The 13,898-nt window shown below is 59.5% G+C and carries 15 protein-coding genes; 8 read left to right on the top strand and 7 right to left on the bottom strand.

The genetic code is table 11. From position 1 onward, the window contains the following. Positions 1 to 120 precede the first annotated feature (120 nt). Together EAH74_RS01970 and EAH74_RS01965 are read left to right on the top strand one after the other, a co-directional pair. Entirely contained in the window at positions 121 to 672 is a 552-nt protein-coding gene (locus EAH74_RS01970; RefSeq protein ID WP_140675386.1) for a disulfide bond formation protein B, read from the top strand. A gap of 179 nt (positions 673 to 851) precedes the next feature. After that, entirely contained in the window at positions 852 to 1,310 is a 459-nt protein-coding gene (locus EAH74_RS01965) for an Rsd/AlgQ family anti-sigma factor (RefSeq protein WP_033053386.1), read from the top strand. 63 nt (positions 1,311 to 1,373) lie between these two features. Here EAH74_RS01965 and EAH74_RS01960 read toward each other — a convergent pair whose 3' ends face one another. After that, positions 1,374 to 2,039 (bottom strand): FKBP-type peptidyl-prolyl cis-trans isomerase, encoded by a 666-nt coding sequence (locus tag EAH74_RS01960; protein WP_140675383.1) that lies wholly within the window; start codon positions 2,037 to 2,039, stop codon positions 1,374 to 1,376. Between the two features lie 192 nt (positions 2,040 to 2,231). Here EAH74_RS01960 and EAH74_RS01955 point away from each other — a divergent pair, with 192 nt between their 5' ends. After that, complete coding sequence (locus tag EAH74_RS01955) at positions 2,232 to 3,353, top strand: AlgP family protein (RefSeq protein WP_140675379.1); 1,122 nt, start codon at positions 2,232 to 2,234, stop codon at positions 3,351 to 3,353. Here EAH74_RS01955 and EAH74_RS01950 read toward each other — a convergent pair. Then, positions 3,350 to 3,814, bottom strand: coding sequence for a TIGR02444 family protein (locus EAH74_RS01950; RefSeq protein WP_140675376.1), 465 nt, complete (start codon positions 3,812 to 3,814; stop codon positions 3,350 to 3,352). The two genes, EAH74_RS01955 and EAH74_RS01950, sit on opposite strands and share 4 nt — an antisense overlap. 50 nt (positions 3,815 to 3,864) lie before the next feature. On the opposite strand from EAH74_RS01950, the gene EAH74_RS01945 reads away from it, so the two are divergent. The 3 genes from EAH74_RS01945 to rhtB all read left to right on the top strand — a co-directional run bounded on the left by EAH74_RS01945 (position 3,865) and on the right by rhtB (position 7,221). Then, positions 3,865 to 5,775, top strand: coding sequence for an ATP-binding cassette domain-containing protein (locus EAH74_RS01945; protein WP_046045102.1), 1,911 nt, complete (start codon positions 3,865 to 3,867; stop codon positions 5,773 to 5,775). Next, the gene (locus tag EAH74_RS01940) at positions 5,775 to 6,356 is read left to right on the top strand and encodes a mechanosensitive ion channel family protein (RefSeq protein WP_140675373.1); all 582 of its coding nucleotides are present in this window, start codon (positions 5,775 to 5,777) and stop codon (positions 6,354 to 6,356) included. Before EAH74_RS01945 ends, EAH74_RS01940 begins: the two co-directional genes overlap by 1 nt. Before the next feature lie 232 nt (positions 6,357 to 6,588). Then, complete coding sequence (rhtB, locus tag EAH74_RS01935) at positions 6,589 to 7,221, top strand: homoserine/homoserine lactone efflux protein (RefSeq protein WP_123365086.1); 633 nt, start codon at positions 6,589 to 6,591, stop codon at positions 7,219 to 7,221. Between the two features lie 54 nt (positions 7,222 to 7,275). Here rhtB and EAH74_RS01930 read toward each other — a convergent pair whose 3' ends face one another. Genes EAH74_RS01930 through EAH74_RS01915 form a run of 4 tightly spaced genes read right to left on the bottom strand, consistent with a single transcriptional unit; the run spans position 7,276 to position 10,421 of the window. Next, on the bottom strand, positions 7,276 to 8,019 hold the full coding sequence (locus EAH74_RS01930) for a penicillin-binding protein activator LpoB (RefSeq protein WP_123365087.1): 744 nt from the start codon (positions 8,017 to 8,019) through the stop codon (positions 7,276 to 7,278). A 3-nt stretch (positions 8,020 to 8,022) separates the two neighbouring features. After that, positions 8,023 to 8,613: a penicillin-binding protein activator LpoB gene (gene lpoB, locus EAH74_RS01925; RefSeq protein WP_123365088.1), complete on the bottom strand. Its 591-nt coding sequence runs from the start codon at positions 8,611 to 8,613 to the stop codon at positions 8,023 to 8,025. Between the two features lie 23 nt (positions 8,614 to 8,636). Then, positions 8,637 to 9,011 carry a YcfL family protein gene (locus EAH74_RS01920; protein ID WP_123365089.1) on the bottom strand — a complete coding sequence of 125 codons (375 nt, stop codon included), beginning with the start codon at positions 9,009 to 9,011 and terminating at the stop codon, positions 8,637 to 8,639. 12 nt (positions 9,012 to 9,023) lie between these two features. Then, entirely contained in the window at positions 9,024 to 10,421 is a 1,398-nt protein-coding gene (locus tag EAH74_RS01915) for a COG3014 family protein (protein ID WP_140675370.1), read from the bottom strand. Between the two features lie 166 nt (positions 10,422 to 10,587). Here EAH74_RS01915 and EAH74_RS01910 point away from each other — a divergent pair, with 166 nt between their 5' ends. Both EAH74_RS01910 and EAH74_RS01905 read left to right on the top strand, forming a co-directional pair. After that, positions 10,588 to 12,486, top strand: coding sequence for a cytochrome c/FTR1 family iron permease (locus EAH74_RS01910; RefSeq protein ID WP_140675367.1), 1,899 nt, complete (start codon positions 10,588 to 10,590; stop codon positions 12,484 to 12,486). A gap of 108 nt (positions 12,487 to 12,594) precedes the next feature. Continuing rightward, positions 12,595 to 13,050 (top strand): YaiI/YqxD family protein, encoded by a 456-nt coding sequence (locus tag EAH74_RS01905; RefSeq protein WP_084320266.1) that lies wholly within the window; start codon positions 12,595 to 12,597, stop codon positions 13,048 to 13,050. Between the two features lie 115 nt (positions 13,051 to 13,165). Here EAH74_RS01905 and elbB read toward each other — a convergent pair whose 3' ends face one another. Further along, positions 13,166 to 13,834: an isoprenoid biosynthesis glyoxalase ElbB gene (elbB, locus tag EAH74_RS01895; protein WP_140675362.1), complete on the bottom strand. Its 669-nt coding sequence runs from the start codon at positions 13,832 to 13,834 to the stop codon at positions 13,166 to 13,168. Between the last annotated feature and the right edge of the window lie 64 nt (positions 13,835 to 13,898).

The following is a 13,898-nucleotide window of genomic DNA, read 5'->3' as shown; positions in this document are numbered from 1 at the left end:
CCTCTCGTTCCTGTCGGGAATTCCCTACACCTCTGTTGAAGTGTCCCCGCTGGCCTGCCTTGAAAGGCTGCCGCGCTTTCCTCTACCGTAACCGCCTGTCTCTACTGTTACGGAAATGCCATGTCTTTGGCCTGCTCACGCTCCTTGTTTTTCATGGCTTTCATTGCAGGTGCCCTGGCCTTGGGCGTGTCCTATTACCTGGAATATGCGGTCGGCCTCAAGCCTTGCGGGTTGTGCTTGTTGCAGCGCTTTTGCCTCGCGTTGCTCACAGGTATCTGCCTGGTGGCTTCGGTACATGGGCCGGGCCGCTTCGGGTCTTTCCTGTATTGGATGCTCGCGCTGTTTTGCAGTATGGCGGGTACGGTCACGGCGTGGCGGCAGGTATTGCTGCAGAGCGATCCAATGCATCAGCTGTTGACGTGCTCGCCCAATCTGGCAGTTCAGTACGAGGACATGCCCTGGTTTTGTCAGGTGACGCAGATGTTTAAAGGGGAGGCAGAGTGCGCGGAGATTTCCTGGACACTGTTCGACCTGAGCATTCCTGAATGGAGTCTGCTGTTCTTCATGGCGATGACAATTCTGGGAATTTATCAGCTGCTGCGCGTTGTCTGGAAAGCCTGTCTGCGACCGCCCAGCGGCGGTTCGTCGCACCGGGCGCCGGCGGGTGATTAAACACTTGTATGAACTTTATCTCCTGCGTACCTTGAAGCCATTGTCGCGCGGGCATAATCTGGCCCGCACGTGTCATTGGAATTATGTTGCTCGAATGACGCTCTGCCTGGCCGATACTTGACCTTCAAGTGTGGCGACGGGTGTAGGGCAGCATGACCCACAAGGGAAGAGAGATCACCATGCTCGAAAGTTGTCAGAATGCTCAGGAACGTTGGGGTGGAGTGCATCTGCTGATCGATCGCTGGTTGCAGGAGCGTCACGAACTGGTTCGGGCCTATGATGCTCTCGGCGCCAAGCCTGAGGCACTGGGTGAGAACCGTAAGCCGTTGCAGGAATTCTGCGGCGTGCTGGTCGATTACGTGTCTGCCGGGCACTTCGAGATCTACGAACAGCTGACCGGTGAAGCCAAAGCGTTTGGTGACACTCGCGGGCTTGAGTTGGCCGAGACCATCTACCCTCGCATCGATGTCATCACCGAGAAGCTGCTAGCGTTCAATGACCTGTGTGATGCAGGTCAATGCGTGGCAGAGAAATTCAAAGAGCTGGGTGGCCTGTTGCACGAGCGCTTCGAGCTGGAAGACTGCCTGATCGAAGTGCTGCACACCGCTCACAAGGAAGAGGACCCGGTTCAGGCCTGAACCCCCTTCCTGCAAAACCTCCAAAAACGGTGCGCTATGCGCGCCGTTTTTCGTTTCCGCTATTCAGCCTGTGGCACCGCGCAATTCGACTTCGAATACCAGCGGTGTGAACGGTGCAATCAGGTCGCCGGCACCTTCGGCGCCATAGGCTTCGGCCGATGGAATTACCAGACGCCATTTCGCACCGACCGGCATTTGCTGCAACGCGCTGCGCCATCCGCTGATCACGCTGTCGAGACTGAACCACTGCGGCTGACTGTTCTGATCGAACACCGTGCCGTCGGGAAGACGACCGACATACAGCACCTGGACTTTGCCGTTGGGGCCAGCTTTGGCACCCGTGCCTGGCGCCAACTCCGTTAGCAATATTCCATCGGCCAGCTCACGAACGCCCGGTCTGGTTTTTTCCTCGGCGAGAAAAGCCTGCTCTTTTTCGAGGGCAACTTCGCTTTGCGGCATGCTCGGTTGCAAGGCGACCTGGGCTTCGTGCTCGGCAAGAATCTGTTCGATCTGCTCATCTTTCAGCGCCAGGGGTTTGCCTTGATAAGCTTGTTGCAAGCCTTCGATCAGCGCCTGAAGTTGCAGATCGGGAACCTCCTGGCGCAGGCGTTCGCCGAGGCTTGCGCCCAGGCTGTAAGAGAGATCATGAGTGTCATTTTCTTTGGTTTTTTCGGCGGCCTGGGCCACGGAAAAAAACACGCACAGTGATAAAAAAAGGTAGCGCGACATGGGCACTCTCCGACCTGAGATGCGGTGGATTATGCCAGTGTGAATGCGCTCGACGGTGAACTGGTTTTGCGCAAGCGCAGAAGAATTTCAATCCGTTGCAACGCAGCGCTTTGGATACTGTCAACATGCCCTAGCGGCGGTAGCAGCAGAGGTCTAGTATGAGCCGCACCCACGTCAGCCAGGAGGTAAACCATGTCGGCCACCAAGAAGCCTGTAAATACTCCGTTGCACTTACTCCAACAACTCTCGGGCAGCTTGCTCGAGCACTTGGAAAACGCTTGTTCCCAAGCCTTGGCTGATGCTGAAAAACTGCTCGCCAAACTGGAAAAGCAACGCGGAAAAGCGCAAGAAAAATTGCACAAGTCCCGTACCAAATTGCAGGACGCTGCGGCGGCCGGCAAGGCCAAGGCACAAGCCAAAGCCAAGGGAGCGGTGAAGGAGCTTGAGGACTTGCTCGATGCCCTCAAGGATCGTCAATCCGAAACTCGCAGCTACATTCTGCAACTCAAGCGCGATGCTCAAGAAAGCCTGAAACTGGCCCAGGGCGTCGGTCGTGTACAAGAGGCTGTCGGCAAGGCGTTGTCCCTGCGTTCGGCCAAGCCTGCTGCGGCTCCTGCCAAGAAAGCCGCTGCCAAACCGGCTGCTGCAAAAGCACCGGCCAAGTCTGCCGCCAAACCGGCTGCCAAAGCACCGGTGAAAGCCGCAGCAAAACCTGCCGCTAAACCTGCGGCGAAAAAACCAGTCGCTGCAAGCGCTGCAAAACCGGCTGCAAAAACAGCCGCCGCCAAACCTGCCGCCAAGCCAGCCGCTGCCAAAAAAGCTGCCGCTAAACCGGCTGCAAGAACCGCTGCTGCTAAACCGGCGGTGGCGAAAACTGCAGCGGCGAAAGCAGCTGCCAAACCGGCCGCAAAACCAACGGCTAGAACTGCCGCTGCGAAACCTGCTGCCAAGCCTGCCGCGAAATCAGTCGCGACTAAAACAGCTGCCAAGCCAGCTGCAAAACCAGCTGCAAAAGCTGCAGCCAAACCGGCTGCCAAAACTGCTGCTGCAAAACCAGCCGCAGCCAAGCCAGCCACTGCTGCAAAACCTGCTGCAGCGAAACCAGCAGCCAAACCTGCCGCTGCCAAACCGGCTGCAAAACCAGCGGTGAAAAAACCGGTTGCCGCCAAGCCGGCCGCCGCGCCAGTTGCCAAGCCAGCCAACCCGGCTCCGGTAGCAACATCTGCTTTAGCCGCAGCCACCTCGACAGCCACGCCAGCACCAACGCCGGCCGCCGCATCGATCGCAGCAACCACCCCACCCAGCGCTTCCTAAGTGCTGCTTACCGCGACGCGCAGCTGATGCAGCGCGTCGCGGTCCAGGTGGGCGGCGCCTGCCGTTACACCTTCCAGCCAGGCCGATAGATCGGTCGCCTCACCTTGCGGCCAACTCAACGCCGATCGTTCCAGTCGCACCAACAGATGTCGCTCGGCTTCCAGTTCGAGTGCCTTCACTTGCTCGCGCAAAGCATTCAGTTCGCTATCGTCGGTGGCAACGACTTTCCAATTCACCCGCAAGGCTCGCAGCGGTTGCACCACGTCTGCGTCCCACGGCTCGGCCACGCTACGCAGTTGCTGCAATCGTTGTTCGTTACAGGCGACGCCACGTTCTCCCAGCCACAGCCCGCAGAGCAGCAAGCACACATTGATACCCGCCGACTGTAATTGCAGGCATGCGGGTTCAACGCCGGGACGGGCGTAAGTACTAAGGGAAAAGCTCCACAGGTCAGAGGACATAGTGCTACTCGCGCCAGTTGCGAGCGAAGCTGGTAGACTCCGCCGCCATTATGATTCGACTTCAGAACCTGACTTTACAGCGTGGCCCTCAACGTCTGCTAGAAGACGCCGAGCTGACCCTGCACGCCGGCCACAAAGCCGGCCTCATCGGTGCCAACGGCGCCGGCAAATCGAGCCTGTTCGCCTTGCTTCTGGGTGACCTGCACCCGGACTCGGGTGATTGCTTCCTGCCGGCGGACTGGCGCATCGCCCACATGCGCCAGGAGATCGACACCCTCGATCGCGTGGCGGTCGACTATGTGCTCGATGGCGACCTGCGCCTGCGCGAGGTGCAACGCGACCTCGCGGCAGCCGAAGCGGCCCATGACGGTACCGCTCAGGCCCGCCTGCACTCGGAACTCGACAGCGCCGACGGTTACACCGCCGATGCCCGGGCCCGAAAACTGCTGGCTGGCCTTGGGTTCACCAATGAACAGATGGATCGCCAGGTAGGAGATTTCTCTGGTGGTTGGCGGATGCGTCTGAACCTGGCGCAGGCTTTGATGTGCCCTTCGGACTTGTTGTTGCTCGACGAACCGACCAACCACTTGGACCTCGACGCCATCATCTGGCTCGAAGAATGGCTCAAAAGCTATCCCGGCACCTTGATGCTGATTTCCCACGACCGGGACTTCCTCGATGCCGTGGTCGATCATGTGGCCCACGTCGATCAGCGCAAGATCACCCTGTATCGCGGTGGTTATAGCGCCTTTGAACGCGCCCGTGCCGAACGTCTGGCCCAGCAACAGCAGGCCTACGAGAAGCAGCAGGCGCAACGTGCGCACATGGAAAGCTACATCGCCCGCTTCAAGGCCCAGGCCACCAAGGCCCGTCAGGCCCAGAGCCGGATCAAGGCGCTGGAGCGGATGGAAGAACTGTCCGCCGCCCACGTCGATTCGCCATTCGATTTCGTTTTCCGCGAATCAGTGAAAATCTCCAGTCCGTTGATTGACCTCTCCGACGCCCGACTGGGTTACGGCGAGCGAGCCGTGCTGGAGAAGGTCAAGCTGCAACTGACCCCCGGTGCGCGGATCGGTTTGCTTGGCCCGAACGGTGCCGGTAAATCGACCCTGATCAAAAACCTTGCCGGTGAACTTGAGCCGTTGTCTGGCCGACTGACCCGTGGCGAGAACACCGTCGTTGGCTACTTCGCCCAACATCAGCTGGACTCACTCGACTCCAAGGCCAGCCCGTTGCTGCATATGCAGCGCCTGGCGCCGACCGAGCGCGAGCAGACGCTGCGCGACTTCCTCGGTGGTTTCGACTTCCGCGGGGCGCGTATCGATGAGCCGGTGCTGAACTTCTCCGGTGGCGAAAAGGCCCGACTGGCGCTGGCATTGATCGCCTGGGGCCGGCCGAACCTGTTGCTGCTCGACGAACCGACCAACCACCTGGACCTGGAAATGCGCCTGGCGCTGACCATGGCTCTTCAGGAATTCAGTGGCGCGGTACTGGTGGTCTCCCACGATCGCCATTTGCTCAAAAGCACCACTGACAATTTCTATCTGGTGGCGGACGGCAAGGTCGAGGAGTTCGACGGCGACCTGGAAGACTACACCCGTTGGCTGGTGGACTACCGTCAGCGCAACGCCCCGGTCAGCAATACGCCGGTCAACCCGGACAAGACCGACAAGAAAGCCCAGCGCCAGGCGGCGGCTGCGTTGCGTCAGCAACTGGCACCGCACAAGCGCGAGGCTGACAAGCTCGAAGCCGAGCTGGGCAAGCTGCACGAGAAACTGGCGAAGATCGATACCAGCCTCGGCGACAGCGACATTTACGAGCCGGCGCGCAAGAACGATTTGCGTGATCTGCTGGCCGAACAGGCCAAGCTGAAGGTCCGTGAAGCCGAGCTGGAAGAAGCCTGGATGGAAGCGCTGGAATTGCTTGAAAGCATGCAGGCGGAGCTGGAGGCTCTGTCTTGATGGAAGTCTTCAAGCTGCCATTGCCTGCTGTGTGGATCGAGCCGATCTGGCTCTTCGTGCAGATCCTGCTGATTCTGTTGGCGGGATATGTTGCCCAGCGTTGCGTTGCCAAGTGCCTGACTCGCCTGGGTGAGCGCTATCCGTTGCCGCCGCAATTGCTGATGCCGCTGCGCGGTGGTTTGCGCTGGCTGATCATGGGCAGCGCGCTGATCTTCGTGCTGGAACGCCTCGGGGTGTCGGCGACGGTGCTTTGGACCGCGTTGTCCGGGTTTGTCGCGGTAGCGGCAGTGGCGTTCTTCGCCATGTGGAGTGTGCTCTCCAATCTGCTTTGCGCGATCCTGATCTTCACCGTCGGCCCGTTTCGGATCGGTGATGTGGTCGAGTTGGTGGACACCACTGACAAGCCTGGCGTCAAAGGCCGGGTGGTGGCGATCAATCTGCTCTACACCACGCTGATCGAAGCCGAAGAACTCGGCACCGGCAGTGCCATGGTGCAAGTGCCCAATAGCCTGTTCTTCCAGCGCTCGGTGCGACGCTGGCGCGGCAGCGATTTATTTCCTTCCAGCGGTTTCGAAAAGTAAGTCTTTTGTCGTCTGACCTATCGCTTTCGTCGGAACGCCGCCCGGAGCAGGCTCGCTCCCACAGTAGATCTGTGGCGCTCACAAATTCCATGTGGGAGCGAGCCTGCTCGCGAAAGGGCCCTACAGCTGTAAACGCTGGTCGGCTTCAACTCTGTCCTGCAAAAATCGGTAGTCATCGGCCCAAAGCCGCATTAGCTTAGACGTCTGTCAAGAGTCTGAGTCGAGGTGTGCAATGGAGCTTCAAACATGGCTGGCGTTTTTTGCCGCCTGCTGGGTGATCAGCCTATCCCCCGGTGCCGGCGCCATTGCGTCGATGTCCAGCGGTCTGCGATACGGGTTCTGGCGCGGTTATTGGAACGCCTTGGGCCTGCAACTGGGTCTGGCGGTGCAGATTGCGATTGTCGGTGCCGGTGTTGGCGCGATTCTCACGGCGTCGGCCACGGCCTTCTATGCGATCAAATGGTTCGGTGTCGCCTATCTGGTTTACCTTGCGATCAAGCAATGGCGTGCGCTGCCCAGCGACATGAGCGATGACGCGGCCGTGCGTCAGATTGGCAAGCCGATGGCCCTGGTGTTCCGCGGTTTTCTGGTGAACATCAGCAACCCCAAGGCGCTGGTGTTCATGCTGGCGGTGTTGCCGCAGTTCATTGATCCGCATGCGCCGCTGCTGATCCAGTACCTGATCATTGGTGTGACCATGGTCTGCGTTGATCTGATCGTCATGGCCGGTTACACCGGACTTGCATCGAAGGTGCTGCGGATGTTGCGCACGCCCAAGCAGCAGAGACGCATGAACCGCACGTTTGCCGGGCTGTTCATTGGTGCGGCGGCATTCATGGCGACCCTTCGCAAAGCCGTGGTGTAAAACCGCCAGGCACAAAAAAGGCGACCCTTGGTGTCGCCTTTTTAGTTTCACGGGTCAGCGCAGGATGACCGGCGCGGTATCCGGTGGCAGGTCATTGCGCGGCTCCGGTTGTCCTGACGGCTCATAACTTCCATCCCCGAGCTGTTCGCTCAATTGTCGGGCAACATCCTCGCCCAGAGACCGGGAAACTTCACGCACCACCCGCGGGCGGTTCAATGAAACGTGGATATCCCGGTTGTTCACCAGTTTGGTGTCCTGAGCCTCGCCCATGGCGGTAAAGGCCGAGGTTATCTCGTAAGTCCTGGTGTTGATCAGGCTGAAGTCGGCCACCAAGGTCAGTGCCAGCACTGCCGAATAGCTGTCGGTATTGGCCAGCTCGTTCATGTCCTGGGTGAAGTCGATGTCCGACAGCGTGCCGAACAGCACGTAGTCGGCACCCTTGAAGTGGCCGGCCTTGATGCGTTTGATTACGTCATACACATCGCTTTTAGCGCTGGCGGTGTAGGGCGTGCCCTGAATCAGCTGGAACATCCCGGTCTTGAGCATCTGACCTTTGATGTCACCACTGAAACGCCTGATTTCGGTCTGTTCCAGATAGCTGTTCTGCGTCGTGTACTCGTCATAGCTGGACGAGCCACTGGTGCCGTAATAGTCCTGCTGATGATTGTCCCGGGCCGAGATCACGTGAACGTATTGATCCACGCTCGCTTCATAAGCCAAGTCGGTCACCGCGATTTTCGGGGCTGCCTGGGCGCCAACGGCGCAAGCCAGGGCCATGATGCCAATCCATGCACGCATTGCTCAGCGCTCCGTGGTCTTGCGGATTTCTTTCTCGTCCATCCACTCCGCCAGCCCGCTTTCGACGTCGATCAATTGCAGGCTGAATTTGTAGAAGACGTCCTTGTAATCGTTGCTGCGCTTAATAATCGAACTGATCGAGCCTTCCAGGCGGTAGCGGGCGGCGATCATGTTGCCGGTTTTGGCCACCGTACTTTTCTTGTACAGACCGCTCTGGTTCTGCAGTTTGAGGTGGTCGACCTGGCTCTGCATGTCTGTGTTGTCGCTGGCAAAGCGCGCGGTGCCGGAACGCATCAGTTGGGTCTTGATCGACGTGGTGATTTCGCGGGTGTCGATGTACTCGCTGGTCTTGTTCATCACGTCGTATACCTGAACCACCGGCCGCCCCTTCAGAACGCCCGACTGCGCGAGCGAGCGGGTCATGCTTTCAGCGATCATCTGCAGGTCAGTCGAGCCGAATTCGTTAGTCACCAGTTCCACGGCTTTGGGGTCGCCGTAGCTGATGTTGCCACTGCCTAACACCGGCGAATGGTTGGCGGCGCAGCCACCGATCAGCAAAGCGCTCAGGGCCAGGAAGGAAGCGCGTACAAACATGGGCAAGGTCTCAAGTGGGCGGTTCACGGCGTATTGATCTCCAGGCGGAAATCCACGGCTTGTGGCACGGGAGCAATGGCCGGCACAAAACTGGTTTGCTCGGCGTACAGGGTCAAGCTTTTCCAGGTGTCGGCTTCGGCCACGGGAAAACCTTCCGGCCCCAGCCACAGATAGCGGTAGTACAAGGTTCTGTTGCGGGTGTCGGTATTGCTCAGCTGCGCGTTGACCGTCAGGAAGCCGTTTTCCCGGGCCATGCGCATCGGGCCTATGGCTACGTGTTCAAGCGGTCCCGTGGCCATGACTTTGCTGGCAGCGCTGCCCGGCTCCGGCGGCGGTGGCGGTGTGGCGCAACCGGCCAACAGGGCCAGAGCGACAACGGCGATGCATTTCAATCCCATGAAAATCTCCATTCAGGGTAGGGCAGGGCCGACTGCAGTTTGCGATGCGGGAGTGGCGTCGAGCTGCATGGCGATATCGGCGGCGTAAATCCGGTTACTCACCGCCCGAAGGCTGAAGGCTTGATGTGTCTGATCGATCTTGAACTTGAGCGGCGAAAATTCCGGCGCGTTGGGCAGCGTCAGTTGATGTACGCCTTTCTTGAGCCGCAGACGCGCCACTAATGTCTTGTCGGGCAAGGTACGCCAGCCACGTGTGTCGGCATCCTCTCGTTGCGTTTGTTCCAGGATCGCCGCCTCCAGTTTCTCGGGTCTGTGCTTTCTCAGGTAGGCCAGGTATTCGGCATTGGACCGAGCGCGATGGAGGGTGCGCTGGATGATGCCCGGCATGTCATCGCGCAAAGCGCGGCGCGACATGTCGCCGAAGCTGTTGAGCAGGGTCAGTTTCTGTTTTTTGCCGTCCACGGTGATGAAGTCCACAGGGGGCGTGGAGGTGTCGGGGACGATGATCGGAAACGACATATTGGTAATGAAGGTTTCGCCGTCGACGTCCACCGCAATCGGCACGCGAACCGAGCTGCGCGCTGGCGCAAGGCCGGTTTGCACGATCAGCAGGACATCACTCTCGCCAGCCTTCAGCGGTGATTTGTCCAGATTACGCAATGCTTGCTCGAGCAGCGGCGTGTTGGGGCGCAGTTCAACTGCCTGGCGATAACCCGGCGCGGCGAGGTCTTTTTCGCCCAGCGTTTCGTAGACGAAACCGGCCAGGTAATGGCTGAACGCACTTTGGTAGCTGTTTTTCAGCGCGACCACTTCGGGGGCATCAAGGGTCGCTACCGGGTAGCCCTGAAGGTCTTTGTACTTCAGGGAGATCCCTTTTTCTTCAGCCTGGTTTTCCAGTTTCAGGTATTGCAGGTCGCGCTTTTGGGCAATGGTTGCCTCGCGCTCGTGGGTTTTCTTGATCATGACGCGGGCGGCTGCGACGTCGGGGCTGGACAGGCAAGTCAGGGCCATTTGCGTGGTCAGGGCGACCTTCTCGAAATCGTAGCCGTCGTATAAGCGGACTTTGTCGTTAAGGGCGTAACTATTGAACTCGGTGAATTTTTTGAAGGTGTCGAACCTTGGCGAGTTTTCCCACCCCTCGATCAACCGGTCGGCGTAGTCCCACGTTTCAAAACTGCCGCTCATATCGCCGTTGAGCCGCAGCAATTCGCCTTTCTCAAAGTGATAGAGCAGATCCCCTGGCGCAATGGGATTGTTTCGCTCAAGTACGGCCAGTGCCCCGTCGAGATGCCCCGCGTTGAAGTAATCGAGTGTCTCCCCCAGTTCCGCGTTGTAGTTGCGCATGGTGGGGCAGCCGCTCAGTAGAAGGCACGCACTGAGTACAAACATGAAGCGCAGGCGGGTGGCCATTTGCTGTGTGTCTTCCTTGAAAATAAGCCGCCATGAGGCGGCAAATTATAGACTTGGATGATGGCACTTTGTTCCTGTACTTCAGCGGCCGCCTCAGACAAAGCTTGAGTGAATGGCATTGGAAGTGAACAATGTGTTACTTCGTATTTCCAATTGAGATTCATTCATGACTGCCCCGTCCCGTTTCCTGGCCTGGCTGGTGTTTCCGCTGTTTGCCTTGTGCAGTTTCAATCTGCTGGCCGACACCGTAGAAGGCGCGCCGCAAGCGCTGCATTTGCTCGACTACATCGGCGCGGACTACCCGCAAACCGTGCAGGCAGGCAAGGTCATCGATGAGTCCGAATACCGCGAGCAGCTGGAATTCATCAAGGTGTTGCAAGGCTTGATCGCCGCGATGCCCGCCAAGCCGGAAAAAACCGGACTGGAGCAGGGCGTCAGCACACTGCGCAGTGCCATTTCTGCGCGTCAGGACGGTGCGGACGTCGCCCGCCAGGCCCGCCAACTCGGTGCGAAACTGGCCGTGACTTATGAAGTCAGTCAGGCGCCGATCATTACCCCGGATCCGACCCGTGGTGCGCCGCTGTACGCTCAGCATTGTTCGGTGTGCCACGGCGACGCGGGGGCCGGGGATGGCCCGGCGGGCGTCGGTTTGACGCCGCCGCCAGCCAATCTGCGTGATGCGGCGCGGCTGGATCACCTGAGCCTCTACGCGATTTACAGCACCCTGGGCCTCGGTGTCGAAGGCACCGACATGCCGGCCTTCGCCGATCAGCTGGACGATCGTCAGCGTTGGGACCTGGCGACCTACATCGCCAGCTTCAGCGCCGACCCGGCTACTGCAAAGTCCGAAAAAACCTACAACATCGCCGACCTGGCTCGTCAGACTCCCGCAGAAGTGCAGGTTGCCGAGGGGCCGCAAGCAGCGGCGACGTTCCGTGCTCAGCGGGCGCAACCGCCGCAGGTCAAGCGTGGCCCGGCGCAGTTGCTCGACTACACCGCCGCAACCCTGGACAAGAGCATCGCCGCCTACCGTGCCGGTGATCACGATCAGGCTTATGACCTGTCGGTGGCGGCTTATCTGGAGGGTTTCGAACTGGTCGAAAGTTCTCTGGATAACGTCGATGCCAACGTGCGCAAAGACACTGAGAAATCGCTGATGGCTTACCGTCAGTCGTTGCAGGACGGTCTGCCGGTTGCCCAGGTCCAGCAACGTCTGGACGCGGCCAAGGCCAAGTTGAAGGCGTCCGCCGGCCTGCTGGGCAGCGATGGTTTGAGCTGGTCGCTGAGCTACATCTCCGGCCTGTTGATTCTGTTGCGCGAAGGCCTGGAAGCGATTTTGGTGCTGGCGGCGATCCTCGCGTTCCTGCGCAACACTGGCCAGCAATCAGCGGTCCGCAGCGTCAACGTCGGTTGGGGCTTGGCGCTACTGGCCGGTCTGGGGACCTGGGCGCTGGCAGCGTATGTGATCGATGTCAGCGGTTCGCAACGGGAATTGCTGGAAGGTGCGACGGCATTGTTCGCTGCCGTCATGGTGCTATGGCTCGGCGTGTGGATGCATGACCGTCGTCACGCCGCGGCCTGGCAGGATTACGTCAAGAGCAGCCTGGTGGGAGGCGGCGGGCGTTTCGGGTTTGCGACGCTGGCGTTCTTCTCGGTGTATCGCGAACTGTTTGAGGTGATTCTGTTCTACGAGACCCTGTGGCTGCAGGCAGGTCCAGCGGGCCATAACGCGGTACTGGCGGGTGGTGCGACGGCGTTGGTTATGTTGGTGGGTCTGGCCTGGGTGATCCTGCGCGGCTCGGCGAAACTGCCGCTGTCGTTGTTCTTCAGTATCAACGCCGGTCTGTTGTGTGCGTTGTCGGTGGTGTTTGCCGGGCATGGCGTGAAGGCGTTGCAGGAAGCCGGGGTTTTCGGCACCCGGCCGGTGCCGTTCTTTGACTTCGACTGGCTGGGGATCCACGCTGATGCGTATTCGCTGAGTGCGCAGGCGGTGGCGATCATCGCGATCATCGTGCTGTATGGCCGTAGCCGGCTGGCCGAGAAGCGGCGGGTGCAGGTTTCTTAAAAGCATTCGCTTCGCTCATATTCGCGAGCAGGCTCGCTCCCACAGGATTTGCGTATAACCTGTGGGAGCGAGCCTGCTCGCGAAGCTTTTTGACCCGAGGAAAACACGATGCGTGTGTGGATCGATGCCGACGCCTGCCCCCGGGCGGCCAAGGATCTGGTGGTGAAGTTCGCCCTCAAGCGCCAGTTCGAAGTGGTGCTGGTGGCCGGACAGCCGCAGATCAAACCGGGGTTGGCCCTGGTGAAGCTGATCGTGGTGCCGAGTGGTCCGGATGCCGCCGACGACTACCTGGTGGAATACGCAGTCCCCGGCGAATTGGTGATCTGCAGCGATGTGCCGCTGGCCGACCGTCTGGTGAAAAAGGGTGTTGCGGCGCTGGATCCACGGGGCAAAGAGTTCGATGCGCAGAACATGGGCGATCGGTTGGCGGTGCGTAACCTGTTTACCGATCTACGTGAACAGGGGCAGATGAGCGGCGGGCCAGCGCCATTTGGTGAGCGTGAGAAGCAGGCGTTTGCCAATGCGCTGGACCGGATCCTTACGCGGCTTTCCCGCAAGTCTTGAGCCAGACACAGAACCCCTTGTGGGAGCGAGCCTGCTCGCGAAAGCGGCCTGACAGTCAACATAGGCGTTGAAGGTAACGGCCTCTTCGCGAGCAGGCTCGCACATTTGTCCGTGTTTACACGTCATTCTCGTGGGTCAGTTCCAGAACGCGGTCGACCAGTTTGTTGATGCCCGAAGCCGCTTCACTGATGCTCTGCGCCAGCATGTACGCCGGGGTGCTGACCAGTTTGCGTGCTTTGTCTTCAACGATGTCAGTTACCGCACAGTCGGCGTGTGTAGCGCCCATCTTGTTCATGGTGGCGGCAGTATCGGCGTCGTTGCCGATGGTGCAAGTCACGCCCGGTCCATAGATCTTCGCCGCGAGCGCCGGCGAGATGCAGATCAGCCCGACCGGTTTGCCGGCCTCGGCAAAGGCTTCAGCCAGCGCCAGGACTTCCGGTTGCACGGTGCAGCCGGCGCCTTCGACGGCGAAGTTGGACAGGTTCTTGGCCGCCCCGAAACCGCCCGGAACGATCAGCGCATCGAAGTCTTCCACGTCCGCTTCGCGGATATCCTTGATATTGCCCCGGGCGATCCGCGCCGATTCCACCAGTACGTTGCGCGACTCGGGCATTTCTTCGCCGGTCAGGTGATTGATCACATGCAGCTGCGCGATGTTCGGTGCGAAACACTGCACTTGAGCCCCCCGCTGGTCCAGACGTAGCAAGGTGATCACGCTTTCGTGGATCTCGGCGCCGTCGTACACGCCACAGCCGGATAGGATCACTGCAATTTTTTTGCTCATGGGCTTTTCTCCAGGTTCATGGCGTTAAATGTCCACTAATTTGTCACTCGTTGCCATAGGGTTA

The organism is Pseudomonas mandelii (assembly GCF_006438925.1).
Taxonomy (GTDB): Bacteria; Pseudomonadota; Gammaproteobacteria; order Pseudomonadales; family Pseudomonadaceae; genus Aquipseudomonas; species Aquipseudomonas mandelii_C.
This window is presented reverse-complemented; position numbering and strand designations above follow the sequence as displayed.